General features: G+C 60.7%; 24 protein-coding genes. 14 read left to right on the plus strand and 10 right to left on the minus strand.

The window, feature by feature from the left end; translation table 11 throughout:
- Positions 1-60: 60 nt before the first annotated feature.
- From AC5SEM_RS03085 to pcaC, 9 genes are all read left to right on the plus strand, one after another.
- On the plus strand, positions 61-918 hold the full coding sequence (locus AC5SEM_RS03085; protein ID WP_077571457.1) for a CoA transferase subunit A: 858 nt from the start codon (positions 61-63) through the stop codon (positions 916-918).
- Positions 918-1,697: a CoA-transferase subunit beta gene (locus AC5SEM_RS03090; RefSeq protein WP_495472150.1), complete on the plus strand. Its 780-nt coding sequence runs from the start codon at positions 918-920 to the stop codon at positions 1,695-1,697. The genes AC5SEM_RS03085 and AC5SEM_RS03090 overlap by 1 nt, the downstream gene beginning before the upstream one ends.
- Positions 1,694-2,899, plus strand: coding sequence for a 3-oxoadipyl-CoA thiolase (gene pcaF, locus AC5SEM_RS03095; protein ID WP_174244436.1), 1,206 nt, complete (start codon positions 1,694-1,696; stop codon positions 2,897-2,899). The genes AC5SEM_RS03090 and pcaF overlap by 4 nt, the downstream gene beginning before the upstream one ends.
- Positions 2,900-2,935: 36 nt before the next feature.
- Complete coding sequence (gene pcaH, locus AC5SEM_RS03100) at positions 2,936-3,640, plus strand: protocatechuate 3,4-dioxygenase subunit beta (protein ID WP_102902709.1); 705 nt, start codon at positions 2,936-2,938, stop codon at positions 3,638-3,640.
- A gap of 1 nt (position 3,641) precedes the next feature.
- Positions 3,642-4,208, plus strand: a complete 567-nt coding sequence (gene pcaG / locus AC5SEM_RS03105) for a protocatechuate 3,4-dioxygenase subunit alpha (protein WP_495472151.1) — start codon at positions 3,642-3,644, stop codon at positions 4,206-4,208.
- Positions 4,209-4,404: 196 nt separating this feature from the next.
- A complete protein-coding gene (locus tag AC5SEM_RS03110) occupies positions 4,405-5,700 on the plus strand; it encodes an MFS family transporter (RefSeq protein ID WP_034153075.1) in 1,296 nt (431 codons plus the stop codon).
- A 46-nt stretch (positions 5,701-5,746) separates the two neighbouring features.
- Positions 5,747-7,111 (plus strand): 3-carboxy-cis,cis-muconate cycloisomerase, encoded by a 1,365-nt coding sequence (locus AC5SEM_RS03115; protein ID WP_495472152.1) that lies wholly within the window; start codon positions 5,747-5,749, stop codon positions 7,109-7,111.
- Between the two features lie 12 nt (positions 7,112-7,123).
- Positions 7,124-7,912, plus strand: a complete 789-nt coding sequence (gene pcaD, locus AC5SEM_RS03120; protein ID WP_212622810.1) for a 3-oxoadipate enol-lactonase — start codon at positions 7,124-7,126, stop codon at positions 7,910-7,912.
- Between the two features lie 13 nt (positions 7,913-7,925).
- Positions 7,926-8,318 (plus strand): 4-carboxymuconolactone decarboxylase, encoded by a 393-nt coding sequence (pcaC, locus tag AC5SEM_RS03125; RefSeq protein ID WP_025110738.1) that lies wholly within the window; start codon positions 7,926-7,928, stop codon positions 8,316-8,318.
- Positions 8,319-8,425: 107 nt separating this feature from the next.
- Here the strand turns inward: pcaC and AC5SEM_RS03130 are convergent, their stop codons facing one another.
- From AC5SEM_RS03130 to AC5SEM_RS03150, 5 genes are all read right to left on the minus strand, one after another.
- Positions 8,426-9,229 carry a methyltransferase domain-containing protein gene (locus tag AC5SEM_RS03130; RefSeq protein WP_495472153.1) on the minus strand — a complete coding sequence of 268 codons (804 nt, stop codon included), beginning with the start codon at positions 9,227-9,229 and terminating at the stop codon, positions 8,426-8,428.
- A 293-nt stretch (positions 9,230-9,522) separates the two neighbouring features.
- Positions 9,523-10,782, minus strand: a complete 1,260-nt coding sequence (locus AC5SEM_RS03135) for an OprD family porin (protein WP_495472154.1) — start codon at positions 10,780-10,782, stop codon at positions 9,523-9,525.
- Between the two features lie 417 nt (positions 10,783-11,199).
- Positions 11,200-12,660: an efflux RND transporter outer membrane subunit EmhC gene (gene emhC, locus AC5SEM_RS03140; RefSeq protein WP_137218055.1), complete on the minus strand. Its 1,461-nt coding sequence runs from the start codon at positions 12,658-12,660 to the stop codon at positions 11,200-11,202.
- Complete coding sequence (gene emhB, locus AC5SEM_RS03145) at positions 12,657-15,806, minus strand: efflux RND transporter permease subunit EmhB (RefSeq protein ID WP_016982808.1); 3,150 nt, start codon at positions 15,804-15,806, stop codon at positions 12,657-12,659. Before emhB ends, emhC begins: the two co-directional genes overlap by 4 nt.
- 3 nt (positions 15,807-15,809) lie before the next feature.
- Entirely contained in the window at positions 15,810-16,967 is a 1,158-nt protein-coding gene (locus AC5SEM_RS03150) for an efflux RND transporter periplasmic adaptor subunit (RefSeq protein ID WP_457465575.1), read from the minus strand.
- Between the two features lie 266 nt (positions 16,968-17,233).
- Between AC5SEM_RS03150 and emhR the strand changes: the two genes are divergently transcribed.
- On the plus strand, positions 17,234-17,866 hold the full coding sequence (gene emhR / locus AC5SEM_RS03155) for an efflux system transcriptional repressor EmhR (protein ID WP_077571468.1): 633 nt from the start codon (positions 17,234-17,236) through the stop codon (positions 17,864-17,866).
- A 482-nt stretch (positions 17,867-18,348) separates the two neighbouring features.
- Here emhR and AC5SEM_RS03160 read toward each other — a convergent pair whose 3' ends face one another.
- The 3 genes from AC5SEM_RS03160 to AC5SEM_RS03170 are packed head-to-tail and all read right to left on the minus strand — an operon-like array spanning position 18,349 to position 20,930.
- Positions 18,349-19,398, minus strand: a complete 1,050-nt coding sequence (locus tag AC5SEM_RS03160) for an alkene reductase (RefSeq protein WP_077571469.1) — start codon at positions 19,396-19,398, stop codon at positions 18,349-18,351.
- A 28-nt stretch (positions 19,399-19,426) separates the two neighbouring features.
- Positions 19,427-20,593: an MFS transporter gene (locus tag AC5SEM_RS03165; RefSeq protein ID WP_495472155.1), complete on the minus strand. Its 1,167-nt coding sequence runs from the start codon at positions 20,591-20,593 to the stop codon at positions 19,427-19,429.
- 34 nt (positions 20,594-20,627) lie between these two features.
- The gene (locus tag AC5SEM_RS03170; protein ID WP_007917068.1) at positions 20,628-20,930 is read right to left on the minus strand and encodes an ArsR/SmtB family transcription factor; all 303 of its coding nucleotides are present in this window, start codon (positions 20,928-20,930) and stop codon (positions 20,628-20,630) included.
- Positions 20,931-21,100: 170 nt separating this feature from the next.
- Between AC5SEM_RS03170 and AC5SEM_RS03175 the strand changes: the two genes are divergently transcribed.
- Positions 21,101-21,685: an acyl carrier protein phosphodiesterase gene (locus AC5SEM_RS03175; RefSeq protein ID WP_495472156.1), complete on the plus strand. Its 585-nt coding sequence runs from the start codon at positions 21,101-21,103 to the stop codon at positions 21,683-21,685.
- 104 nt (positions 21,686-21,789) lie between these two features.
- Here AC5SEM_RS03175 and AC5SEM_RS03180 read toward each other — a convergent pair whose 3' ends face one another.
- Both AC5SEM_RS03180 and olsB read right to left on the minus strand, forming a co-directional pair.
- Entirely contained in the window at positions 21,790-22,584 is a 795-nt protein-coding gene (locus tag AC5SEM_RS03180; RefSeq protein ID WP_495472157.1) for a lysophospholipid acyltransferase family protein, read from the minus strand.
- Positions 22,584-23,339: an L-ornithine N(alpha)-acyltransferase gene (olsB, locus tag AC5SEM_RS03185; protein WP_016982801.1), complete on the minus strand. Its 756-nt coding sequence runs from the start codon at positions 23,337-23,339 to the stop codon at positions 22,584-22,586. The genes AC5SEM_RS03180 and olsB overlap by 1 nt, the downstream gene beginning before the upstream one ends.
- A gap of 153 nt (positions 23,340-23,492) precedes the next feature.
- Here olsB and AC5SEM_RS03190 point away from each other — a divergent pair, with 153 nt between their 5' ends.
- The 3 genes from AC5SEM_RS03190 to AC5SEM_RS03200 all read left to right on the plus strand — a co-directional run bounded on the left by AC5SEM_RS03190 (position 23,493) and on the right by AC5SEM_RS03200 (position 25,911).
- Positions 23,493-24,371 (plus strand): acyl-CoA dehydrogenase middle domain-containing protein, encoded by an 879-nt coding sequence (locus AC5SEM_RS03190; RefSeq protein ID WP_495472158.1) that lies wholly within the window; start codon positions 23,493-23,495, stop codon positions 24,369-24,371.
- Positions 24,372-24,538: 167 nt separating this feature from the next.
- A complete protein-coding gene (locus tag AC5SEM_RS03195) occupies positions 24,539-25,618 on the plus strand; it encodes a serine hydrolase domain-containing protein (RefSeq protein ID WP_495472159.1) in 1,080 nt (359 codons plus the stop codon).
- The gene (locus tag AC5SEM_RS03200; RefSeq protein ID WP_471896394.1) at positions 25,615-25,911 is read left to right on the plus strand and encodes an amidase; all 297 of its coding nucleotides are present in this window, start codon (positions 25,615-25,617) and stop codon (positions 25,909-25,911) included. Before AC5SEM_RS03195 ends, AC5SEM_RS03200 begins: the two co-directional genes overlap by 4 nt.
- Positions 25,912-26,051 lie beyond the last annotated feature (140 nt).

Here is a 26,051-nt window from a genome sequence, read left to right on the forward strand (position 1 = left end):
GCGCTGAACCTCGCGCCTTTTTATCACTGGCGATTCATTACAAAAACAGGAGCCCGCTCCATGGCTGAGATCCTTTCGCTGCACGACGCGGTGAAGCAATTCGTCAACGACGGCGACACCGTCGCGCTCGAAGGCTTCACTCACCTGATCCCTACGGCTGCGGGTCATGAAATCATTCGTCAGGGCAAGAAAGATCTGACGCTGGTGCGGATGACGCCTGACCTGATCTACGACCAACTGATCGGCGCCGGTTGCGCACGCAAACTGATTTTCTCCTGGGGCGGCAACCCGGGCGTCGGTTCGCTGCACCGTCTGCGTGACGCGGTCGAGAAGCAATGGCCGCACGCGCTGGAAATCGAAGAGCACAGTCACGCCGACCTGGCCAATGCCTACGTCGCCGGTGCGTCCGGCCTGCCATTCGCGGTACTGCGCGCTTACGCCGGCTCCGACCTGCCGAAGGTCAATCCACTGATCAAAACCGTGACCTGTCCGTTCACCGGTGAAGTGCTGGCGGCGGTGCCGTCGGTGCGCCCGGACGTGACCGTGATCCACGCACAGAAAGCCGACCGCCAAGGCAACGTGCTGCTGTGGGGCATTCTCGGCGTGCAGAAAGAAGCCGCACTGGCGGCCAAGCGCTGCATCGTCACCGTGGAAGAAATCGTCGACAACCTCAACGCACCGATGAACGCCTGCGTACTGCCGACCTGGGCCTTGAGCGCGGTCTGCCACGTACCCGGTGGCGCGCATCCGTCCTACGCCCACGGTTACACCGAGCGCGACAATCGTTTCTATCAGGCGTGGGATCCGATCGCCCGCGACCGTGAGACGTTTACCGCGTGGATCAACGAATACATCCATGGCTGCGCTGACTTCAGCGCGTTCCAGGCCAAGTTGGCCGCTGCTTCGGAGGCCAAGTAATGACTTACACCACCAATGAAATGATGACCGTCGCCGCGGCCCGTCGCCTGAAAAACGGCTCGGTGTGCTTCGTCGGCATCGGCCTGCCGTCGAAAGCCGCCAACCTCGCGCGCCTGACCTCCTCGCCAGACGTGGTGCTGATCTACGAGTCGGGTCCGATTGGTGCCAAGCCGAGCGTGCTGCCGCTGTCCATTGGTGACGGCGAACTCGCTGAAACCGCTGACACTGTCGTGCCGACCGGTGAGATTTTTCGCTATTGGTTACAGGGCGGGCGCATCGACGTCGGTTTTCTCGGCGCCGCGCAGGTCGACCGTTTCGGCAACATCAATACCACCGTGGTTGGCGATTACTTCTCGCCAAAAGTGCGTCTGCCGGGTGCCGGTGGCGCGCCGGAGATTGCCGGCTCGGCGAAAAGCGTTTTGATCATCCTTAAACAGTCGGCGCGCTCGTTTGTCGACAAGCTCGATTTCATCACCTCGGTCGGTCACGGCGAGGGCGGCGATTCGCGCAAACGTCTGGGCCTGCCGGGCGCCGGGCCGGTCGGGATCATCACCGACCTGTGCATCATGGAACCGGAAGCGGGCACCCACGAATTTGTGGTCACTGCACTGCACCCGGGCGTGACCCGCGAGCAAGTGGTCGCGGCCACCGGTTGGGCGATCCGTTTTGCTGACAACGTCGAGAGCACTGCGGAGCCGACTGAAGTCGAACTGACCGCGCTGCGCGATCTCGAAGCGCGCACCGCCGCCGCCCACGGCCAGGCCCCGGGAGAAGCATGATGCGTGACGTTTATATCTGCGACGCGATTCGCACACCGATCGGCCGTTTCGGCGGCGGTTTGTCCGCCGTTCGCGCCGATGACCTGGCCGCCGTGCCGATCAAAGCCCTGATGGAACGCAATCCCTCGGTGGACTGGAACGCCATCGACGAAGTCTTCCTCGGTTGCGCCAACCAGGCCGGCGAAGACAACCGCAACGTTGCGCGTATGGCGCTGCTGTTGGCGGGCCTGCCGGACAGCGTACCGGGCGTGACCCTCAATCGTCTTTGCGCTTCGGGCATGGACGCGATCGGCACGGCATTCCGGGCGATTGCCAGCGGCGAGATGGAGCTGGCGATTGCCGGTGGCGTCGAATCGATGTCCCGCGCGCCGTTCGTGATGGGCAAGGCTGACGCGGCGTTTTCGCGCAACATGAAACTGGAAGACACCACCATCGGCTGGCGTTTCATCAACCCGTTGATGAAGGCGCAGTACGGCGTCGACGCAATGCCGCAGACCGCTGACAACGTCGCCGACGACTATAAAGTCTCGCGCGCCGATCAAGACGCTTTTGCTCTACGCAGTCAGCAACGTACCGCCGCCGCGCAGGCTGCCGGCTACTTCGCCGAAGAAATCGTCGAAGTGCGGATCGCCCACAAGAAAGGCGAAACCGTAGTCAGCCAGGACGAACATCCTCGTGCCGATACCACGATCGAAGCACTGACCAAGCTGAAGCCAGTCAACGGCCCGGACAAAACCGTTACCGCCGGCAATGCTTCCGGCGTCAACGACGGTGCTGCTGCACTGATTCTCGCTTCCGCTGAAGCCGTGAAAAAGCATGGCCTGACCGCCCGCGCCAAAGTGCTCGGCATGGCCAGCGCCGGCGTGGCGCCGCGCGTAATGGGCATCGGCCCGGTGCCGGCGGTGCGCAAATTGATCGAGCGCCTGGGCGTCGCGGTCAGCGATTTCGACGTGATCGAACTCAACGAAGCATTTGCCAGCCAAGGCTTGGCGGTGCTGCGTGAACTGGGTCTGGCCGATGACGCTGCGCAGGTCAACCCGAATGGCGGCGCGATCGCCCTCGGTCACCCGTTGGGCATGAGCGGTGCGCGTCTGGTGTTGACCGCGCTGCATCAGTTGGAAAAGACCGGCGGCAAGAAAGGTCTGGCGACCATGTGCGTCGGTGTCGGCCAAGGTCTGGCCCTGGCCATCGAACGCGTCTGACGCAAGCCGTGACGAAAAAGAACAGAGGAAAGCGACATGTCTGACAAGCCTGGTTACCGTCGTCCGCAGGAAGGCACTCAGCCTGAGTACCTGCACCCGACGTATCAATCCACCAACCTGCGCTCGCCGTCGAAGCCGTTGGTGTTTCTGCCGCACTCGCTGTCGGAAATCACCGGCCCGACCATCGGCGCCGAGCGTGTGGGCGACACCGATAACGACCTGACCGCCCAGCATGCAGGCGAGCCGCAAGGTGAGCGCATCATCGTTCACGGCCGCGTGCTCGACGAAAACGGTCTGCCGGTGCCGGGAATTCTGGTGGAAATCTGGCAGGCCAACGCCGCCGGCCGCTACAACCACAAGCGCGACCTGCACGATGCGCCGCTGGACCCGAACTTCACCGGCACCGGCCGCACCGTCACCGATGCTGACGGCTGGTATCAGTTCCAGACCATCAAACCCGGCGCCTACCCGTGGGGCAACCACCACAACGCCTGGCGCCCGGCGCACATCCACTTTTCGCTGTTCGGGCCGAGCATTCTCACCCGCCTGGTCACGCAAATGTATTTCCCGGGCGATCCGCTGCTGGCCTACGACCCGATCTACAACTGCGTGCCGGACACTTCGGCCAAGGAACGCCTGATCGCCAGTTTCGATCTGGAAAAAACCATTCCGTCCTACGCCCTCGGTTATCGCTGGGACATCGTGCTGCGCGGGCGTGAAGCCACGCCGATGGAGAAATAAGATGACGCTGACTGCGACCACGTCCCACACCGTCGGGCCGTACTACCACATCGGCCTGACCTGGCTGAACCGTGAAAACCTCACCGTTGAGCAGACCCTCGGCGAGCGCGTGGCGATCACCGGGCAGGTGGTGGATGGCAACGGCGATGTCGTCAACGACGCCATGCTCGAAGTCTGGCAGGCGAATGCCGCCGGCAAGTACGACCACCCGGAAGACGAGCAGGACAAACCGCTCGATCCGAATTTTGAAGGTTTTGGCCGGGTGCCGGTGGATGCAGAAGGGCGCTTCCGCTTCACCACGATCAAACCGGGTAGCGTAGAGGGCCTGAAAGGCTCGACCCAGGCGCCGCATCTGGTGGTGCTGGTGTTTGCCCGTGGCTTGGTCAAGCACTTGCTGACGCGGATCTACTTTGAGGGCGAGCCGGCCAACGTTGATGATCCGTTGCTCGAATGTGTGCCGGCTGAACGTCGCAGTACGTTGCTGGCGAAGAAGGATGAATCGGGTGTTTACCAGTGGAATGTGATTCTGCAGGGCACTGGTGCCGAGACGGTGTTCTTCGATTATTAATAGATCACCACCATCCCCTGTGGGAGCGAGCCTGCTCGCGAAAGCGGTGGGTCAGCCAACATAAATGTCGACTGACACTCCCTCTTCGCGAGCAGGCTCGCTCCCACAGGGGAGAACTGTGTTGCAGATGGAACTGTGGAACGGGACTGTTGCAAAGTATGTCTAGACTCTCACTGTCCCTATCGAGTGAAAAACAATGACAACCACCACCTCCCATTACACCGGTGAAGAGCGCAGCAAGCGCATCTTTGCCATTGTCGGCGCCTCGTCCGGCAACCTCGTCGAATGGTTCGACTTCTACGTCTACGCATTCTGCGCGATCTATTTCGCCCCGGCGTTTTTCCCCTCCGACAACCCGACGGTGCAACTGGTCAACACCGCTGGCGTGTTCGCCGCCGGCTTCCTGATGCGCCCGATCGGTGGCTGGATTTTCGGCCGTGTCGCCGACAAGCACGGGCGCAAGAATTCGATGCTCATCTCGATTCTGATGATGTGCTTCGGCTCGTTGCTGATCGCCTGCCTGCCGACCTACAAGGACATCGGCGTCTGGGCGCCAGTCCTGCTGTTGTTCGCCCGCTTGCTGCAAGGCCTGTCGGTCGGCGGCGAGTACGGCACCACCGCGACCTACATGAGCGAAGTCGCCCTTAAGGGCCAGCGCGGATTTTTCGCCTCGTTCCAGTACGTGACGTTGATTGGCGGGCAACTGCTGGCCGTGTCGCTGGTGGTGGTTCTGCAGCAGTTCCTCACTGAAGACGATCTGCGTGCCTACGGCTGGCGGATTCCGTTTGTGGTCGGTGCGGTGGCGGCATTGATTTCGCTGTTCCTGCGTCGCAGCCTGAAAGAAACCACCAACAAGGAAACCCGCGCGCACAAAGACGCTGGCAGCATCAGCGCACTATTTCGCGATCACAAAGCCGCGTTCATTACCGTGCTCGGTTACACCGCCGGTGGCTCGCTGATTTTCTACACTTTCACCACCTACATGCAGAAGTACCTGGTGAACACCGCCGGCATGCACGCCAAGACCGCCAGCTACATCATGACCGGCGCGCTGTTCCTGTATATGTGCATGCAGCCGCTGTTCGGCATGCTCGCTGACAAGATCGGTCGACGTAATTCGATGCTCTGGTTCGGCGCGCTCGGTACGCTGTTCACCGTGCCGATTCTGCTGAGCCTGAAAAGCGTCAGCAGCCCGTTTCTCGCCTTTGTGCTGATCACCGTGGCGCTGGCGATTGTCAGTTTCTACACCTCGATCAGCGGCTTGGTAAAAGCCGAAATGTTCCCGCCGGAAGTCCGCGCCCTCGGTGTCGGTCTGGCCTATGCGGTGGCGAATGCGATCTTCGGCGGCTCGGCGGAATTCGTCGCCCTGAGTCTGAAGAACATCGGTATGGAAAACTCCTTCTACTGGTACGTGACGGCGATGATGGCGATCGCCTTCCTGTTCAGTCTGCGCTTGCCGAAACAGGCGGCGTATTTGCACCACGATCTCTAACCCGAAGTGCGCGGGCCGTCATGGCCCGCGCCGGCAAGGACTGTTTATGACTCAGCGACCGGGCAATCAATTGTTCGATGCCTACTTCACTGCCCGCAATATGCGTGAAGTGTTCTGCGATCAGGGCCGTGTGCAGGCGATGCTCGACTTTGAAGCCGCATTGGCCCGGGCCGAAGCGCGGGTTGGTTTGATTCCTTCTTCGGCTGTCGCATCGATTGCTGCGGCGTGTAACGCGGGGTTGTATGACTTCGCGGCGCTGGGCGAGGCGATTGCCACGGCCGGCAATTCGGCGATTCCGCTGGTCAAGGCGTTGGGCAAACAGATTGCCTCCACCGATGCAGAAGCCGAGCGTTATGTGCATTTGGGCGCGACCAGTCAGGACGTAATGGATTCCGGTCTGGTGCTGCAATTGCGTCAGGCACTGGATTTGATCGAAGGCGATCTGGCGCAACTGGCTGACTCTCTCGCTGTTCAAGCACAACGCCATGCGGCGACGCCGTTGGCCGGACGCACCTGGCTGCAACACGCGACGCCGGTGACCCTCGGCATGAAAATCGCCGGATGGCTGGGCGCTGTGACTCGCAGCCGTCAGCGCTTGCGCGAACTCAAGCCGCGTTTGCTGGTGCTGCAATTCGGTGGCGCCTCCGGGACCCTCGCCGCGTTGGGCGAACAGGCCTTGCCGATTGCCGAAGCGCTGGCTGAAGAACTGCAACTGACCTTGCCGGAACAGCCGTGGCACACCCAGCGTGATCGCGTGGTCGAGTTCGGCGCGGTGCTCGGTTTGATCGCCGGCAGCCTCGGCAAATTTGGCCGCGACATCAGTCTGTTGATGCAGACCGAAGCCGCTGAGGTTTTCGAGCCTTCAGCGCCGGGCAAGGGTGGTTCGTCGACCATGCCGCACAAACGTAATCCGGTCGGCGCGGCGGTGTTGATCGGCGCAGCGACGCGGGTGCCGGGTCTGGTCTCGACGCTGTTCAGCGCGATGCCGCAGGAACATGAACGCAGCCTCGGTTTGTGGCATGCCGAATGGGAAACCTTGCCGGAGATTTGCTGCCTTGTTTCCGGTTCGCTGCAACAGGCTCGGTTGTTGGCGCAAGGGCTCGAAGTCGACGCTGAACGTATGTCGCGCAATCTCGAACTGACCCAAGGGCTGGTGCTGGCTGAAGCCGTGAGCATCGTCCTCGCCCAGCGGGTCGGCCGCGACACCGCGCATCATCTGCTTGAGCAATGCTGCAAACGCGCGGTGGCCGAGCAGCGTCATTTGCGCGCCGTACTCGGTGACGAACCGCAGGTCACTGCCGAGCTGAGCAACGCTGAACTCGATCATCTTTTGAACCCCGCCCATTACCTCGGTCAGGCGAAAACCTGGGTCGAGCGCGCGGTGGCCGAACACAACGCATTGTCTGACTGAAAGGAGAGGGCTGTGGCTTTCGTTCAACTCGCCGATGGCGAACTGCACTATCAAATCGAGGGCCCGGTCGATGCGCCGGTGCTGGTGTTGTCCAACTCGCTGGGCACTGATCTGCACATGTGGGACGCGCAGATGCCGGCGTTTACCGAGCATTTTCGCGTGCTGCGCTTCGACACCCGTGGCCATGGCCAATCACTGGTGACGCCGGGCCCATACAGCATTGAGCAATTGGGCCACGATGTACTCGGTCTGCTGGATGCACTGCACATCGAGCGTGCGCATTTCTGCGGACTGTCGATGGGCGGCCTGATCGGCCAGTGGCTGGGGATCAATGCTGGTCATCGTCTGCACAAGCTGATCGTCTGCAACACGGCGGCAAAAATCGGCGATCCGTCGGTGTGGAATCCACGCATCGAAACCGTGCTGCGCGACGGCGCTGCGGCGATGGTTGCCCTGCGTGATGCGTCGATTGCCCGCTGGTTCACACCGGACTTTTCGGCGGCGCATCCGGCGGCGGCCAAGCAGATTACCGACATGCTCGCAGCGACTTCGCCTGAAGGTTACGCGGCCAATTGCGCGGCGGTGCGTGATGCCGATTTCCGCGAGCAACTGGCGTCGATCAACGTGCCGTTGCTGGTGATCGCCGGCACTGAAGATGCGGTGACGCCGCCGTCTGGTGGGCACTTTATTCAGGAGCATGTACGCGGTGCCGAATACGCCGAGTTCTATGCGGCGCATCTGTCCAACGTGCAGGCCGGTGCAGATTTCAGTGATCGTGTTCTGGCGTTTCTAAACGCCTGATAAGGGGATTTTCGTGGACGAGAAACAACGTTACGACGACGGCATGCAAGTGCGTCGCGCGGTGTTGGGTGATGCGCATGTCGATCGCAGCCTGACCACGCTGACCGAGTTCAACTCGGAGTTTCAGGAGATGATCACCCGGCATGCCTGGGGCGATATCTGGACGCGTCCGGGCTTGCCTCGGCACACGCGCAGTTTGATCACTATCGCCATGCTGATTGGCATGAACCGCGAAGGTGAGCTGAAACTGCATCTGCGTGCGGCGGCGAATAATGGCGTTAGCCGTGGTGAGATCAAGGAAGTGATCATGCAGAGCGCGATTTATTGCGGAATTCCGGCGGCGAATGCGACGTTTCATCTGGCCGAGTCGGTTTGGGATGAGTTGGGTGTCGAATCCCGGGAATAGTCGTTGGCCGGGCTGACGCCATCGCGAGCAGGCTCACTCCTACATTTGGAATGCGTTCCCCCTGTAGGAGTGAGCCTGCTCGCGATAGCGGTAGCGGCCGTGACGAATCAAACCGTGGCAACAATAAATATCCGCTTGAACGCAAACAACGTACGCCCATCCCCCTCCTGCGGATAATGCTCATGCACCCGCATCAGGTAGTGATAAATAAACCGCGTCTGTTCCTCTGGACTCAGCGCCTGCATCACCGGCCGTAGCGCCGAGACCTTCACCCAGTCATACACCGGCGATTTGCCGTCGACCACTTGCAGTTGCTCGGTCTCCCAGATATCCAGCGACGTGGTCATGGGCGCGAGCAACCGGTAGTAATCCTCCAGTGCCAACAACGGCCGCGCCGCCATGCGCTGACGCAGTTCAGGTGTGCCCATCGGCGTGCCGCCGGGGCCGCCGTCTTCGAGGGTGTCGAGCATCAACCGATACCACAGCGCATCGCGCCAGTCCGGCATGTGCGCTGCCAGACAACCACCGGGGTTGATATGGACGAGCAGGCGCGGCAGCAAGGTGTCATGGCCATCGATAAAGTGCAGCACGGCGGCAGCGAGCAGCAGATCCGCCGGTTGCTCCGGTTGCCAGTCGAGCAGATCGCAATGTTTCCACAACGCTTTGACCGGCAGACAGCGCGCTTCGTCGAGCATCTGCGCGGAGCTGTCGATTCCCTGCAACTGCGCGCGCGGCCAGCGTTTGGCCAGCAACTGCGTGGCAATGCCGGTGCCGCAGCCGAGGTCGTAAATGCGTTGAGGGTTTTGCAAGTCGACACGGTCGAGCAATTCATTGACCGGGCGTTGCCTGAGACGGAAAAACTGCTGGTACGCCTTGGCGTCCCAGTCGGGTGTTGCGAGACGAGAGATCATTGAGGTGGTCCTCCGGTGATCGTTGGTGTCTTCCGATGACAACCTGGCTCCCAGCTTGAGGACCGACTACGACGACGGAAGCGGAAAGGTGAAGCACCTGAGTCCTTCAGGTTTTGTCACTTTACCTGCCGGCCGGCAAATCACCACTTCTCCTGACCAATGGCGATAACTGCCTGTAGGAGATCAAATGTGGGAGCGAGCCTGCTCGCGAAGGCGCCGTGTCAGTCGGCATATGCTTATCTGACACACCGCTTTCGCGAGCAGGCTCGCTCCCACAGGGGAATATCAGTGTTTTACAACAGGCTGATCGGATAGCTGACGATGAGGCGGTTCTCATCGAACTCGTTATTGCTGAAGTCGCGACGCATGGTCGAGTTGCGCCACCGGACGTTCAGATCCTTCAGCGCGCCGCTCTGCACGGTGTAGCCCAGTTCCGATTCGCGGCCCCATTCCTTGCCGTCGGTGATGGTCCCGGTGTGCACGTTGTCGCCGCTGATGTAGCGGTTCATCAACGTCAGGCCCGGCACGCCCAGCGCGACGAAGTTGTAGTCATGGCGTACTTGCCAGGAACGCTCCTGCGCATTGTCATAACTGGCGTTGTAGCTATCGTTGGCCAGCGTGCCGCCGCTGGTGCCGTTGACGCGCATCCAGGCGCTGTCGCCGGTGAGCTTCTGCAGGCCGACGTAGAAGGTGTTGCCGCCGTACTTCGCCGAGAACATGCCGGACCAGGTCTTGTTGTCGAGATCGCCGGCGCGGGCGCTGCCGTCATCCTTGCCGTAGAAGAAGCCAAGGTTGGCGCCCAGGGTCCAGTCGCCCAGCGGTTGGCTGTGGATCAGGTTGACGTATTGCTGGCTGTAGATGTCTTTGAGTTCAGCATTCCACAGGCCGATCTGCGTGCGTTTTTCGTTGAAAACGTATTCACCGCCCTGGAAGTTGAAGCGATCAGACGTGAACGCCGCTTTGCCGGTCATCGACATGTCGCTCATGCTGCTGTCGTCGCGCGGGCTGTTGGCGCGGAACTGGCCGCCGTAGAGGGTCAGGCCGTCGATTTCCTTCGAAGTGATCTGCCCGCCACGAAAGGTCTGCGGCAGCGAGCGGCCGTCGTCCGAACGCAGGATCGGCAGCACCGGCATCCACTCGCCGACCTTCACTTCGGTCTGCGAAAGTTTGGCTTTGAAGGCGACGTTGGTGCGGCCGAAGTTGTCGGCCGGACGACCGTCTCGATCCAGCGGCAGCAACTGCGTGCCGCCCGTGCCTTTGCCGCCATCAAGCTTTACCGAATACAAACCCAACACGTCCATGCCGAAGCCGACGGTGCCTTGGGTGAAACCGGATTTGGCGTCGAGGATGAAGCTCTGCGTCCACTCTTCAGCCTTGCCCTGAGCTTTGGTCGGATTGGTGAAGTTGCGGTTGATGTAGAAGTTGCGCAGGTTCAGGTTGACCTTGGCCCCTTCGATGAAACCGGCCTCTTCAGCCGCAGCGGGCATTGCCGCGCCGGCCAAGGCCAGGGCGATCAGACCGGGAAATGCGTAAGGCGCAGGGGAGGTTGTCATGGGCTCGGGTCTCTCTTGTTTTTTTAAGGCGAACGGGGGCGCTGCCACCGGTTTTCGGGGTGCAGACATGAAAAGTGTTCAGGGGTGAAACGAAGGCAATCAGCCGGACGGGGCAGGGCGCGGGAGCATGGTATCGAACCTGTTGTTATTGGTTTTGTGGAGCGAATGGTGCGGGGCGCGGATGTTTTGATTCAATTGGTAAAAGCGGGTTTTGGGCGATTATCGAACGCAAGATTCAGTTGGATTTTATGGTGTCTGTGAGGGCCTCTTCGCGAGCAGGCTCGCTCCCACAGGGGATCGCATTCCAAATGTGGGAGCGAGCCTGCTCGCGAAGGGGTCAGCCCAGGCAACACAACTTTCAGGCAGGCAACAAAAAGCCCACCAATCGGTGGGCTCCTTGTGTTCACCTGATGATGATCAGAACAACTTCATCTTCGGTGCTTCTTCTTTCAGCGGTTCGTTCTGCGCGGTTTGCGCATTCCAGCCGCCACCCAGGGCCTTGTACAGGTTGACTGCACTGGTCAGTTGCGCGAGGCGGTCGGTGATCAGCGCTTGTTGCGCGCTGAACAGCTGACGCTGGGCATCGAGGAAGGTCAGGTTGCTGTCGACGCCGATGCGGTAGCGACGCTCGGCCAAGCGGTAGTAATCCTGGTTGGCCTGAACGAAGTCACGCTGCGCTTGCAGCTGCTCGGTGTAGGTCTGGCGGGCGGCCAGGCCGTCGGCGACTTCCTGGAAGGCCGTTTGAATGGACTTCTCGTAGTTCGCCACGCCAATGTCCTTTTGGATCTTGGCATAGTCGAGGCTGGCGCGCAGGCTGCCGGCGTTGAAGATCGGCAGGTTGATCTGCGGCTGGAACAGCCACGTTCCCGAACCACCCTTGAACAGACCGGACAGGTCCGGGCTCAGGCTACCCGCGTTGGCGGTCAGGCTGATGCTCGGGAAGAACGCTGCACGGGCCGCGCCGATGTTGGCGTTGGCCGCTTTCAGGTTGTATTCCGCTTGCAGAATGTCCGGACGACGTTGCAGCAAGTCCGAAGGCAGACCAGCCGGTACATCGCTGAGCAGGTCATCCGCCAGCGGTTTGGCCGCTTGCAGGTTGGCCGGGATACCGGTGCCGAGCAGCAGGGTCAGGCTGTTTTCGTCCTGCGCGACCTGGCGGGTGTAACGCGCCAGTTGTGCCCGGGCGTTTTCCACGGAAGTGCGCGACTGCGCCAGATCCAGCGCCGAAGCCACACCGACTTCGTTGCTGCGGCTGGTCAGCTTGTAGCTTTCTTCAAAGGCACCGAGGGTGTCTTGCGTCAGCTTGAGCAGTTCCTTGTCCGCTTGCCAGGTCAGGTAAGCATTGGCGACGCTGGCGACCAGACTGATCTGGGTGCTGCGGCGTGCTTCTTCAGTGGCGAAGTACTGTTGCAACGCTTGTTCGCTCAGGCTGCGAACGCGACCGAACAGGTCGAGTTCGTAAGCGCTGATGCCGACGGTGGCGGAATACGAACTGCTGATCATCGAGTCGCCAGTCGTCGATGCGCGAGCCGGCAGACGTTGACGGCTGCCGCTGGCGTTGGCCGAAACCGCCGGGAACAGATCGGCACGCTGGATGCGGTATTGAGCCGCGTAAGCATCGATGTTCAGCGCCGCGACACGCAGGTCACGGTTGTTTTCCAGGGACACCTGGATCAGCTGTTGCAGCGCCGGGTCATGGAAAAACTGCTTCCAGCCTTGCTCGGCAGCGGCCTGCGCCGGAGCCTGGGCCGGCGAGTACGCCGGCCCCTGCGGGAACTGACCTGCGACCGGAGCCTCAGGCTGCTGATAGTCAGGTATCAGCGAGCAACCGCTCAGCACGAAGGCGGCGACTGCGATGGAGAGTAGCGACTTGCTCATTGGCCAGCCTCTTTAGGAGTTTCAGTAGCTTCATCCTCGTCAGCGATCTTACGCTGGCCGATGGACGAAACCGTAACGAAGAACAGTGGGACCCAGAAGATCGCCAGGATCGTGGCCGTGAGCATACCGCCAATCACACCCGTACCGATCGCATGTTGACTGCCTGAACCTGCGCCGGTGGAGATCGCCAACGGTACAACACCGAGGACGAAGGCCAGCGAGGTCATGATGATCGGTCGCAGACGCATGCGGCAGGCTTCGATCGCCGCATCACGCAGGCTGCGTCCCTGTTCATGCAGTTCCTTGGCGAACTCGACGATCAAAATGGCGTTTTTAGCCGCCAGACCGATGGTCGTCAACAGCCCCACCTGGAAGTACACGTCGTTGGACAGCCCGCGCAGGCTGGTAGCGAGCAGCGCACCGATGATCCCCAGCGGTACCACGAGCATAACCGCGATCGGAATCGACCAGCTCTCGTACAGCGCCGCCAGACACAGGAACACCATCAGCAGCGACAGGGCGTACAGCGCCGGCGCTTGCGAACCCGACAGACGTTCCTCATAGGACAGACCGGTCCAGGAGATACCGACACCGGCCGGCAGCTTCTTGGCAATCGCTTCGACTTCGGCCATCGCTTCACCGGTGGAATAACCCGGCGCTGGCGAACCGAGCACCTCCATCGCTTCCACGCCGTTGTAACGGGCCAGTTTCGGCGAACCGTAGATCCACTCGCCTTTGGCGAACGCAGAGAACGGCACCATGGTCCCGGCGTTGTTGCGCACGTACCATTTCTTCAAGTCTTCAGGGCTCATGCGAGCACCGGCCTGACCTTGCACGTAAACCTTCTTCACGCGACCACGGTCGATGAAGTCGTTGACGTAGCTACTACCGAAGGAGATCGACAGCGTGCTGTTGATGTCGGTGAGGCTCAAGCCAAGGGCCTGGGCTTTCTCGTCATCGATTTCCAGGTGGTATTGCGGTTCATCGTTCAGGCCGTTCGGACGCACCTGATAGAGCACCTTGCTCTGAGCGGCGAGGCCGAGGAACTGGTTACGCGCTTCCATCAGCTTTTCGTGCCCGATACCGGCGCGGTCCTGCAGGAACACGTCGAAACCGGTGGCGTTACCCAGCTCCAGTACCGCGGGTGGGGCGAAAGCGAACACCATGGCATCGCGGAAACTGAAGAAGTGCTGCTGGGCACGTTGGGCCAAGGCAAACACGCTGTTGTCCGAGTTACGCTCGTCCCACGGTTTGAGCATGATGAACGCCAGACCAGAGCTCTGACCGCGACCGGCGAAGTTGAAGCCGTTTACGGTGAACACCGAGGACACTGCGCCTGCTTCTTTATCCAGCAGGTAGCTGCGCATTTCGTCGATCACCACCTGAGTACGCTCGGCACTCGAACCGGCCGGGGTCTGCACCTGGGCGAAGAGTACGCCCTGGTCTTCTTCCGGCAGGAACGCGGTTGGAATGCGGGTGAACAGCCAGATCATGCCGACCACGATCAGCAGATAGGCCAGCAGGTACGGTGCTTTGCGCGACAGCATGTTGCCGACACCGCGCTCGTAGCTCTGCACACCACGGTCGAAATTGCGGTTGAACCAGCCAAAGAAACCCTTCTTCGGCGTGCCATGCTCGCCTTTCGGAATCGCCTTGAGCATGGTGGCGCACAGCGCCGGGGTGAAGATCAGTGCAACCAGAACCGACAGGGCCATGGCCGAAACGATGGTGATCGAGAACTGCTTGTAGATCACACCGGTGGAACCGCTGAAGAACGCCATCGGCAACAGTACCGCCGACAGAACCAGCGCAATACCGACCAGTGCGCCCTGGATCTGGCCCATGGACTTCTTGGTCGCTTCCTTCGGTGACAAGCCTTCTTCGCTCATCACCCGCTCGACGTTTTCCACCACGACGATGGCGTCGTCCACCAGCAAACCGATGGCCAGCACCATACCGAACATGGTCAGGGTGTTGATGCTGAAACCGAACGCCGCGAGGATGCCGAACGTACCGAGCAATACCACCGGCACGGTCATCGTGGTGATGACGGTGGCGCGGAAGTTCTGCAGGAACAGGAACATCACCAGGAACACCAGCACGATCGCTTCGACCAGGGTTTCAACCACACCTTTGATCGATTCGGTCACCACCGGAGTGGTGTCGTACGGGAACACCACTTCCATGCCTTGCGGGAAGAACGGCTTGAGGTCGTCAATCGTCTTGCGCAGCGCCTTGGCGGTGTCGAGGGCGTTGGCACCGTTGGCCAGTTTTACCGCCAGACCAGAAGCCGGGCTGCCGTTGAACTGCGCGGAAATGCTCGAGTTCTCACCGCCCAGACCGACGTCAGCGACGTCGCCGACACGCACTTGCGAGCCGTCCTGGTTAACCTTCAGCAGAATCGCCTTGAACTGCTCGGCAGTCTGCAGACGGGTCTTGCCGATGATCGTTGCGTTCAACTGCTGGCCCGGCAACGCCGGCAAGCCGCCGAGTTGACCGGAAGACACCTGGACGTTCTGTGCCGAGATCGCGGTGCTGACATCGCCCGGGGTCAGGTTGTACTTGTTCAACTTGGCCGGGTCGAGCCAGATGCGCATCGCGTACTGGGCACCGAAGACCTGGAAGTCACCGACACCGGCGGTCCGCGAGATCGGGTCCTGCATGTTCGACACGATGTAGTTGGACAGGTCGTCCTTGGTCATGCTGCCGTCACGCGATACCACGCCGATCACCAAGAGGAAGTTTTTCACTGCCTTGGTCACGCGGATACCTTGTTGCTGCACTTCCTGCGGCAACAGCGGGGTGGCGAGGTTCAGCTTGTTCTGAACCTGCACCTGCGCGGTGTCGGAGTTGGTGCCTTGCTCGAAGGTCGCGGTGATGGTCATGCTGCCGTCGGAGTTACTTTCCGAGGACACATAACGCAGATTGTCGATACCGTTGAGCTGCTGCTCGATGACCTGGACCACGGTGTCCTGCACGGTTTGCGCCGAAGCGCCCGGGTAGGTCACGGAGATCGCAATGGCCGGCGGCGCAATGCTCGGGTACTGGTTGATCGGCAATTTCAGGATCGAAAGTGCCCCGACCAGCATGATCACCAGGGCAATTACCCAGGCGAAAATCGGACGGTCGATGAAGAATTTTGACATGGATTACTCCCCTTTGCCGCCGGCGGCTTTGTCAGCTGCCTGAGCGGGGGCCGGGTTCTTGTTGCCGACATTGGTGGCTTCGGACGGGTTGACCTGAACACCCGGGCGCACGTATTGCAGCCCTTCGGTGATCAAGCGATCTCCCGCTTTCAAGCCGTCTTCGATCAGCCACTGGCTGCCGACGGTACGGCTGGCCTTGAGCTGACGCAGTTCGACCTTGTTGTCGGCGCCGACGACCAGCGCGGTCGGGGTGCCTTTGAGGTCGCGGGTCACGCCTTGTTGCGGCGCCAGAATGGCCGCAGCGTTGACGCCGGCCTGCAACTGAGCGCGGACGAACATGCCCGGCAGCAGGGTGTGATCCGGGTTCGGGAACACCGCGCGCAGGGTTACCGAACCGGTAGTCGGGTCGACCGTGACTTCGGAGAATTCCAGCTTACCGTCGAGCTTGTACTGGCTGCCGTCTTCCAGGGTCAGTTTGACCGCTGCCGAGTTTTCACCGGATTTTTGCAGGCGGCCGCTTTCCAGCTCGCGGCGCAATTCCAGCAGCTCAACCGAAGACTGGGTGACGTCGACGTAGATCGGGTCCAGTTGCTGGATTGTCGCCATTGCGTCGGTCTGGCCGTTGCTGACCAATGCACCTTCGGTGACCGAAGAACGGCCGATGCGCCCGGAGATCGGCGCGTACACCTTGGTGTAACGCACGTTGATCTGCGCGGTCTGCAGCGACGCTTCCGATTCCATGCGATTGGACACAGCGGTGTCGTATTCCTGACGGCTCACGGCCTGCTCGTCGACCAGTTGCTTGTAGCGATCGGAGATCGACTTGGTCGATCGCAGGTTGGCTTCGGCGCTTTTCAGGGTCGCTTCATAGACCGACGGATCGATCTGATACAGCTGCTGGCCGGCTTTGACATCGCCGCCTTCCTTGAACAGACGCTTGAGAATGATGCCGTTGACCTGCGGTCGAACTTCCGCAACGCGGAACGCACTGGTGCGACCCGGCAGTTCGGAGGTGAGGGTAAAGGCTTGTGGTTGCAGGGTGACGACGCCGACCTGAGGCGGTGGAGCGGCCGGTGCCGCTTCTTCCTTTTTACATCCGCTGAGCAGCGATGCCAGGGCGACGGCAGTGACCAGAGCGGTAACAGCTGGCTTGAATTGCATGAAAATCCTCGGGTCAGGCGCGCAAAGAGCGCACAAGAAGTGTGTAAGGGTAAAAAAAGGATACCGGGTGGATAAGTAGCTTGCTAAGGAATATACTTACGTTCATGGTTGTTTGTAAATACCTTTGCCGCGTACCCAACCCGTTACAAAAGTCGTTGCAAGGTTTGAAATTGTAGGCCGGGGAGCCGATCCGCGAGAGATCGCCCCCTCTTTATTCAGCGGATATTCAGCCATCCCTGAAACATCCTGTTTGAGGTTTTACTGTCATGGTCCGTCGTACCAAAGAGGAAGCTCAAGAAACCCGTAGCCAGATTCTGGAAGCGGCGGAGAAAGCCTTTTATGAAAGGGGCGTCGCCCGTACGACGCTGGCCGACATCGCGACAATGGCCGGTGTTACGCGCGGTGCCATCTACTGGCATTTCAGCAACAAGGCGGATCTGGTCCAGGCCATGCTGGATTCGCTGCGTGAGCCGCTGGATGAATTGGCCAAGGCCAGCGAAAGTGAGGATGAACTCGATCCGCTGGGCTGCATGCGCCAACTGCTGATTCATTTGTTTCATCAAGTTGCGCTGGACCCGAAAACCCGGCGTATCAACGAAATTCTGTTTCATAAGTGCGAGTTCACCGATGAAATGTGCGATTTGCGCCAGCAGCGCCGGGACGTCAGTCTCGATTGCAATGAGCGCATCGCTCTGACGTTGCGTAATGCGGTCAATCGTGGCCAGTTGCCGGAAGATCTCGACACCGCCCGCGCGGCCATCAGTATTCACAGCTATATCGATGGCCTTCTGTATGGATGGCTTCTGGCGCCGGACAGCTTTGAGCTGCATGCCGAGGCCGAGCGTTGGGTCGATACAGGGTTGGATATGCTGCGCCTGAGCCCCAGTCTGCGCAAATGAAACAAAATGCGTAATTGGCACAGCTTATGTCAGTTGGCCTGGCTTTAAATAGCTTCGCAGCGGGGGGAGTTTAAACGTAGCGAGCTGGGCATTTTGTAGGGAATTTGTGTCTGCTGTGTGAATGAGTGTGAGCCGCTTGCCCTCACCCTAGCCCTCTCCCAGAGGGAGAGGGGACTGACCGAGGTGTTCTTTCGAGTTACGCCGACCTGAAATATCCAGCCGAACTCTGGTTTCAAACATCCCCCGATCGGCTCCCTCTCCCGGAGGTAGAGGGGACTGACCGAGGTGTTCTTTCGAGATACGCTGACCTGAGATATCAGGTCGAACTCCAGATTTGAAACGCACACAAATCGGCTCCCTCTCCCTCGGGAGAGGGCTGGGGTGAGGGGCTACGTACGAAAACGCGCAATCGCTCTCCAGGCGAACACAAAAAAGCCCCCGACTCTCACAAGTCGGGGGCTTTCGCGTTTCTGCGTGATGCCTTACAGCGCTGGATAGTCGATATAACCGACCGGGCCTTTGCCGTAGAAGGTTTCCGGGTGCGCATCATTAAGCGGCGCATCCGCCTTCAAACGAGCCGGCAGATCCGGGTTGGCAATGAACGGCACACCAAACGCCACAGCATCAGCCTTGCCGCTGGCCAGCCATTCATTGGCGCTGTCCTTGGTGAATTTTTCGTTGGCAATGTACGGGCCACCGAACGCTTCTTTCAGTTGCGGGCCGAGGCTGTCGGCGCCTTCTTTCTCACGGGAGCAGATGAACGCGATGCCGCGCTTGCCCAGTTCACGAGCCACGTAAGTGAAGGTTTCCGCCAGGTTGTCGTCGCCCATGTCATGGGAGTCGGCGCGCGGTGCCAGGTGCACACCAACGCGACCAGCGCCCCAGACTTCGATCGCGGCGTCAGTCACTTCCAGCAGCAGGCGCGCACGGTTTTCCAGCGAGCCGCCGTAGTTGTCAGTGCGCTGGTTGGTGCTGCTTTGCAGGAACTGGTCGAGCAGGTAACCGTTGGCACCGTGGATTTCCACGCCGTCGAAACCGGCGGCTTTGGCGTTTTCGGCGCCGGTGCGGTAGGCGTCGACGATGTCGGCGATTTCAGCGGTTTCCAGAGCACGTGGGGTTGGGTAGTCGGCCAGTGGACGCACCAGGCTGACGTGACCTTTCGGCTGGATCGCGCTCGGTGCCACCGGCGCTTCACCGTTGAGGTACGACGGGTGCGAGACGCGACCGACGTGCCACAGTTGCAGGAAGATCTTGCCACCAGCGCCGTGGATGGCTTTAGTCACGTTGGCCCAGCCGCGCACTTGATCGTTGGACCAGATGCCCGGGGTGTCCGGGTAGCCAACGCCCATTGGCGTCACCGACGTGGCTTCGCTGAGGATCAGGCCGGCGGAAGCACGCTGTACATAGTATTCAGCCATCAGCGCGTTCGGCACACGGCCTTCGTCGGCGCGGCAGCGGGTCAGCGGGGCCATGATGATGCGGTTGGCCAGCTCGACGTCGCCGAGTTTGATCGGATCAAAAATAGTTGCCATGTCTACAACCCTCGTAAGTGGAAAGTAATCAGTTAGTTGCCGGGGCCAGATCGGCATTGCCGTTCTGACGGAAAATAATCAGGGTCACCAGCAGGGCGAGCACGGCCAGCGCGGCGGCTGCCAGCGGTACGCTGGTCAGGCCGTAGCCGTGGGCGATGACGCTGCCGCCGACCCAGGCGCCGAGCGCGTTACCGACGTTGAAGGCGCCGATGTTCAGGGTCGACACCAGGTTCGGTGCAGCTTTGCCGAAGGTCACCACGTTGACTTGCAGCGCCGGCACGGCGGCGAAACACGCGGTAGCCCAGAGGAACAGAGTGATTTCAGTCGGGATCAGCGCGACGCTGGTCCAGGTCAGTACGGTGGAGACCACGGCCATGGCGATGAACACGCCGATCAGCGTGGCGGCCATGCCTTTGTCGGCGAGTTTGCCGCCGATGATGTTGCCGACGGTCAGGCCCAGACCGATCAGCATCAGCGTCCAGGTCACGCCACGTGGCGACACGCCGGTGACTTCGCCGAGCAGTGGTGCGACGTAGGTGAACAAGGTAAATACCGAAGCGGCGAACAACGCGGTCATGCTCAGCGACAGCCAGATCCCCGCACCTTTGAGGGCGGCGAGTTCGGCGCGCATGTCGAGTTTCTCTTCGTCACGCTTGGCCGGCAGGAAACGGATCAGGCCGATCAACGCAATCACGCCTATGACAGTCACCGCCCAGAAGGTCGAGCGCCAGCCGTATTGCTGACCCAGCGCAGTGCCCAGCGGCACACCGAGGACGTTGGCCAGGGTCAGGCCGGTAAACATCAACGCCACCGCCGACGCACGCTTGTTGGCCGGCACCAGATTGGCCGCCACTACCGAGCCGATACCGAAGAACGCACCGTGACACAGCGCAGTGATCACGCGGGCAAACATCAGCACGTTGTAATCACTGGCAATCGCACACAGCAGGTTGCCGACAATAAAGATGCCCATCAACGCGACCAGTGCTGCTTTACGCGGCAGTTTGGCCGTGGCCATTGCCATGAACGGCGCACCGATCGCCACGCCGAGGGCGTAACCGGTCACCAGCCAGCCGGCGCCGGGGATCGACACACCGAGGTCGGCCGCCACATTGGGCAGCAGGCCCATGATGACGAATTCGGTGGTGCCGATGGCGAAGGCGCTCAAGGCGAGGATGAGGAGCGAGAGGGGCATGCAGGTTTCCTTGTCGGCTGGCTGACGTTAAGGGTCAGAGCTCTTTACTGAGGGTGCTGAGGAACGCCTGGATCACGTCCTCGTTACGTTTGAAAAAGTGCCATTGACCGGCCTTCTGGCTGCTGATCAGACCGGCGCGTTGCAACGTCGCGAGGTGTGCCGAAACGGTCGACTGCGACAGGCCGCAGCGCTGATCGATCTGCCCGGCGCAAATGCCGTACTCGTGGTTGTGCAACTGTTCCGGAAATTCGTTCTTCGGGTCTTTCAGCCAGTTGAGGATGTCTCGCCGTACTGGGTGCGCCAGGGCTTTTATTATTTCGTCGAGGTCGAGGTTCATGGCAGGGTGCTCACAATGTGTACAACGCTATATCGCGATGTGGCGAAATATAAATCGTTAGATCGCGATACACCAATATGATTTTGATCTGACGTCAGCATAAATTGGTATATCGCGTTATAACGATACATGGGTGTATGGCTTATGGGCCGCAGTGCTAAGCTGCGCCCATGAACTATCTCGCACATTTACACCTCGGTGGCCAGCGCCCCGGGCAATTGCTCGGCAGTCTGTATGGCGATTTCGTCAAAGGCCGGCTGCAAGGGCAGTTTGCGCCGGAGGTCGAGGCGGCCATTCAACTGCATCGCCGGATTGACGTGTTCACTGACCGTCATCCATTGGTGGACATCGCGCTGGGGCGATTTTCCGACACGCGCCGGCGTTACGCCGGGATCGTGCTCGATGTGTTTTTCGACCACTGCCTGGCGCGGGACTGGAAGCTGTATGCCGATCAGCCGCTGGAGGTTTTCACCGCTGATGTGTATCGGGTGCTGACCCACGAGCGGCAACTGCCCGAGCGACTGGCGAGGATTGCCCCGCACATGGTTGCCAATGACTGGTTGGGTTCATATCAGGAGTTTGAAGTGCTGGAGCAGGTGTTGCGCGGGATCTCGCGGCGACTGAGCCGGCCGGAAGAGTTGGCGGGAGCAATGGAGGAGTTGCGGCGGTTGTATGAGCCGCTGAGTGACGACTTCCGCTTGTTCTACCCCCAACTCCAGGACTTCGCCCAAAACCCCCAGACACAGAAAATCTAATGTAGGAGTGAGCCTGCTCGCGATAGCGGTGTGTCAGTCGACATTAGTATTGACTGACACAGCGCTATCGCGAGCAGGCTCACTCCTACAGGGGATTTGTGTTTTCAGGCGGCAATCAATTCGCCTGCACGACGCGGTTCGGCCGGTTTCGCCACTTCGCCAAACAACGCCTTCTGCACCGCTTGCTGCGCTTCAAACGCCAACGCCGCACGCTCGCGCCCCTGACAGGCAAGCGGCTTGAGCAGGTGCACTTCAACATCGCCGCAGTCATTGCTGAACAGGCGCATCAGGTGCGACAGCAAATCATCATCACCAATAAACGGCGCCAGCCCATCGATTTCGCCATCGCGCAGATAACGGATCGCCACCGGTTGCAGCATCACCTCGGAATCAATCGCCGCCGCCAGCAAACGGCCGTGAAAGGTGCGCAGCGAGCGGCCATTGGTGGTGGTGCCTTCCGGGAACATCAGCAAGGCGTGATCGGTTTGCAGGTGACGGGTCATCTGCTTGCGGATCAATTGGCTGTCACCTGAACCGCGACGGATGAACAGGCTGCCAGCCTTCGCCGCCAGCCAACCGGCCACCGGCCAGGTGCGCACTTCGGCCTTCGACAAAAACGACAACGGCGTGAGCATGCCGAGCAGCGGAATATCAGTCCACGACACATGATTGCTGACCCACAGCATCGGCTGTTTCGGCAGCTCACCGTGCACGGTCACGCGAAAGGGCAGGGCATTGCTCAGGCGCGCCATGAAGAAGCGCGACCAGCGCTGACGCCGCTCCATCGAATGCGCCAGACCGATGCGTTCAAATACGCCGAACACGCTGGCCATGGTCAAGCCCAGCGACACCACCAGCAGCACCCGCGCGATCCGCGCGTACACCCGCAACCGGCTCATCACACGGCCGCCTTGAAGTGTTTGGCGTAGCGCGGGCAGAGTTCGTCGCGCTTGAGCAGGATGAACACGTCGGCGACCTGGAAGTCTTCGTCCCAGCATGGCTCGCCGCAGATCTTCGCGCCCAGGCGCATGTAGGCCTTGAGCAGCGGCGGCATTTCCGCGATTACGTTCGATGGAATATCCAGCGTCGGCAGCGGATTTTTCGGCTCGGCGCGCAGGTTTTCGGTGCACAGATAACGTTCGCGCAGGCGCTGCATGATCGCGTGGGCCTGAATACCGCCGTCCTGCATCGGGATGCTCGCGCAACCCATCAGATAACTGTAGCCACCCTGATTCAGCACTTCGGCCAACTCGCCCCACAACACGGCGATGGTGCCGCCGTTGCGGTACGCCGGGTCGACGCAGGTACGGCCGATTTCCAGAATCGGGCCTTGCAGATGCGCGAGGCCGTGCAGGCTGAATTCTTCTTCGCTGTAGAACTTGCCGAGGCTGCTGGCGGCGGTGTGATCGAGCAGACGCGTGGTCGCCACCAGACGGCCGGTGTTCAAATCACGCACGCCGATGTGGCTGCAGTGAACATCATAATCATCCATGTCCAGACCCAGTTCCGCGCCTTTCAGTTTGGCGTTGAACTCGCCGCTGAAGACGTTGAAGCGCAAGGCCTGGGCTTGCTGCAAGGCCTCGGCGCCGATCAGGCGTTCGGCTTGCAGGCGGCGTTCATTGCCGGTGTCGCTGATGCGGGCGATCTGAGTCATGTGAATCTCCGTACGGGCCTTTAACCCGTCGTGGGTTGCAGCCGATCGACTTTCTTTATGCAGCCGTGTTGTGCAAAGTCAGGCTATGTAGCCCCGGTGTCATCGCCATGAACGTTCGGTGATGCTTATATGACAGCCCACAAGGAGCCTCCTATGTCCTGGCCAGATCTGCTGCACAGCCGTGAACGATTGCCCGCCGTTGCTGACCTGGCCGAGGGTTTTGCGACGTTGTTGCAGCAACTGGGCAACGTCACACCGTTCGAATTGGCGGTCGCGGGCGGGCGGCGGATGGCGACGCCGGGGCTGGCGTTTCTGGTTGGTTATCAGGCGGCATTACGCATGTTGTGGCCGAGCGCGCCGCTGAGCCTCGGTGCGTTGTGTGCGACCGAACAGCGCAGTTTGCGTCCGGCTGATATGCAGACGCGGCTCATCGATTTACGCCTGAGTGGGCGCAAGGATTTCGTCACCGCCGGCGATGCGGCGGATTGGCTGTTGATCGCTGCGCGCAGTGAAGAACCCGGCGAAAGTCCGCGTCTGAGTCTGGCGGTTGTGTACCCCGGCGAGCCTGGCGTAACCGTAGAGAAACTGCCAGCGCTGCCGTTGATGCCGGACATCAGTCATGGCCGGTTGCTGCTGGATGGCGCGTTGTGTGAGTTGCTGGCGGGGGATGGCTGGGATGCTTACGTCAAACCGTTTCGCACGCTGGAAGATGTCTATGTGCTGAGCGCGATGACCGCGTGGCTGTATGGCGTCGGACAGGACAGCGACTGGCCGCAAGCGCTGCAATTGCGTTTGCTGGCGCTGTTGGCCGGGTGCGCGGAGGCGAGTCGGCAACCGCCGAACAATCCCGCCGGGCATGTGTTGCTGGGTGGGTTGTTTGCGCAGTTTGAGGCGCTGGAGGGGGAGGTGAGTCAGGCGTTGGCTGACGGGCCGGCAGAATGGGCCCAGATGTGGCAGCGGGATCAGGGGGTGATGCAGTTGGCGGCGGGGGCCAGGGCAAAGCGGTTGGCCAAGGCTTTGGCGGCGGGCTGAAGGGGGCTAATCGCGAGCAGGCTCACTCCTACAGTTGATCGAGTTTCGTCAGTTGAAATGCGATCCCTTGTAGGAGTGAGCCTGCTCGCGATAGCAATCTAAATAACACCGCATACTTGTCATCAACCCCGACTAGTCTCAGCAGGTTCATTCCCAGAGCCCTCACCATGCGCAAAGGCCTGTCGCTGTTTCTGCTGCTGATCTGCTGCACCGTTCAGGCCGAACCATGGCCCGCTGAACAATGGTCAACCGGCCCGAAGGTCACCGGCCCGACCGTTGAGGCGCTGGATAATTACGCCTTCCCACCCCGCGACGACGCCACCCGCCAAGGCATCCGCACCGATGCCCTGCTGATCATCCGCGACGGCCAGATCATCTACGAGCGCTACGCCGGCCCGACCACAGCACAAACCCCGCACCTGACCTGGTCAATCAGCAAAAGCCTGATGGCCAGCGTGCTCGGTGTGGCCTACGGCGAGGGGCTGTTCAAACTCGAAGATCCGGCCACGAAGTTTTACCCGCCACTGACCAAACACCCGGCGATAAAAATCGCCGACCTGCTGCACTGGGCCTCCGGTATCGATTGGCAGGAAGACTATGAATACGCCCCGCTGAAATCCTCGGTGGTGGCGATGCTCTACACCCGTGGCCATCGCGACATGGCTGCATTTACCGCCGATCACGATGCCTACGCCGAACCGGGGCGGGCCTTCCGCTATTCCAGCGGCGACAGCAACCTGCTCGCGGCCGCGTTGAAAAATATCGTCGGCCCGCAGCGTTATGCGGATTATCCATGGACGGCGTTGTTCGAGCCGCTGGGCATCCGTCACGCCGTGTGGGAAACCGATGTCAGCGGCACGTTTGTCGCTTCTTCTTATGTCTATCTCACTGCGCGGGATCTGGCGCGAGTCGGATTGCTGATGGCCCGTGACGGGCGCTGGAACGATCGGCAATTGCTGCCCAAGGACTGGGTCGACTTCAATCGGCAGCCCTTCGCCGGCTACAAGGCTCATCAGGACGAAGCGGTGCCCGGCGGTCAATGGTGGCTCAATCGCCCGGCCGATGGCGCCTTGTCACCGTGGCCCGATGCACCGCCCGACACCTTCGCCGCGCTTGGCCATTGGGGCCAGGCGCTGTACGTAATCCCCAGCGCCAACCTGGTGATCGTGCGCTACGCCGATGACCGCGACGGCAGTTATCGACACAACGAACTGCTCAAACGCGTGCTGAAGGCGGTGCAGCCATGAAGCGCTTTTTGCTATTGCTGCTTGTTTTGTTGCTCGGCTGGGTCGTTTACGAGCGCGAAAATCTGTGGGCCTTCCCCGACATCATCAGCGCCTACACCGCCAAGGAATATTGTTCGTGCCGGTATGTGATGAACAACGACGCCGAGTATTGCCGTGGTTATGTGAAGCAGTGGCTGCCGACCAGCCAGTTCACCGATGACCCTGCCAGCAAAACCATTACCGTCAGCGGCATGGGCCGCAGCAATCGCGCCCAGTGGCAAAGCGAACGCCAAGGCTGCCGCCTGAATCCCTGAAACACCCGATGGTTTTTTGTGGGAGCGAGCCTGCTCGCGAATGCAATAGCAGACGCACCTACTCTGTTGAGGCCGATGACGTCTTCGCGAGCAGGCTCGCTCCCACCGGGTGCGATCTTCAGTTTGCAATAACGGCGGGG

This window comes from Pseudomonas sp. CH61 (genome assembly GCF_059429415.1).

Coding starts and splice junctions, on each gene's coding strand:
- AC5SEM_RS03190 (WP_495472158.1), top strand. CDS start 23,493: ATGTCCTGGCCAGATCTGCTGCACAGCCGTGAACGATTGCCCGCCGTT.
- emhC (WP_137218055.1), bottom strand. CDS start 12,660: ATGAGCAAGTCGCTACTCTCCATCGCAGTCGCCGCCTTCGTGCTGAGC.
- AC5SEM_RS03195 (WP_495472159.1), top strand. CDS start 24,539: ATGCGCAAAGGCCTGTCGCTGTTTCTGCTGCTGATCTGCTGCACCGTT.
- AC5SEM_RS03175 (WP_495472156.1), top strand. CDS start 21,101: ATGAACTATCTCGCACATTTACACCTCGGTGGCCAGCGCCCCGGGCAA.
- AC5SEM_RS03180 (WP_495472157.1), bottom strand. CDS start 22,584: ATGAGCCGGTTGCGGGTGTACGCGCGGATCGCGCGGGTGCTGCTGGTG.
- AC5SEM_RS03160 (WP_077571469.1), bottom strand. CDS start 19,398: ATGGCAACTATTTTTGATCCGATCAAACTCGGCGACGTCGAGCTGGCC.
- emhR (WP_077571468.1), top strand. CDS start 17,234: ATGGTCCGTCGTACCAAAGAGGAAGCTCAAGAAACCCGTAGCCAGATT.
- AC5SEM_RS03090 (WP_495472150.1), top strand. CDS start 918: ATGACTTACACCACCAATGAAATGATGACCGTCGCCGCGGCCCGTCGC.
- AC5SEM_RS03150 (WP_457465575.1), bottom strand. CDS start 16,967: ATGCAATTCAAGCCAGCTGTTACCGCTCTGGTCACTGCCGTCGCCCTG.
- pcaF (WP_174244436.1), top strand. CDS start 1,694: ATGATGCGTGACGTTTATATCTGCGACGCGATTCGCACACCGATCGGC.
- AC5SEM_RS03115 (WP_495472152.1), top strand. CDS start 5,747: ATGACTCAGCGACCGGGCAATCAATTGTTCGATGCCTACTTCACTGCC.
- pcaH (WP_102902709.1), top strand. CDS start 2,936: ATGTCTGACAAGCCTGGTTACCGTCGTCCGCAGGAAGGCACTCAGCCT.
- AC5SEM_RS03130 (WP_495472153.1), bottom strand. CDS start 9,229: ATGATCTCTCGTCTCGCAACACCCGACTGGGACGCCAAGGCGTACCAG.
- AC5SEM_RS03135 (WP_495472154.1), bottom strand. CDS start 10,782: ATGACAACCTCCCCTGCGCCTTACGCATTTCCCGGTCTGATCGCCCTG.
- AC5SEM_RS03170 (WP_007917068.1), bottom strand. CDS start 20,930: ATGAACCTCGACCTCGACGAAATAATAAAAGCCCTGGCGCACCCAGTA.
- AC5SEM_RS03200 (WP_471896394.1), top strand. CDS start 25,615: ATGAAGCGCTTTTTGCTATTGCTGCTTGTTTTGTTGCTCGGCTGGGTC.
- olsB (WP_016982801.1), bottom strand. CDS start 23,339: ATGACTCAGATCGCCCGCATCAGCGACACCGGCAATGAACGCCGCCTG.
- emhB (WP_016982808.1), bottom strand. CDS start 15,806: ATGTCAAAATTCTTCATCGACCGTCCGATTTTCGCCTGGGTAATTGCC.
- AC5SEM_RS03110 (WP_034153075.1), top strand. CDS start 4,405: ATGACAACCACCACCTCCCATTACACCGGTGAAGAGCGCAGCAAGCGC.
- pcaG (WP_495472151.1), top strand. CDS start 3,642: ATGACGCTGACTGCGACCACGTCCCACACCGTCGGGCCGTACTACCAC.
- AC5SEM_RS03165 (WP_495472155.1), bottom strand. CDS start 20,593: ATGCCCCTCTCGCTCCTCATCCTCGCCTTGAGCGCCTTCGCCATCGGC.
- AC5SEM_RS03085 (WP_077571457.1), top strand. CDS start 61: ATGGCTGAGATCCTTTCGCTGCACGACGCGGTGAAGCAATTCGTCAAC.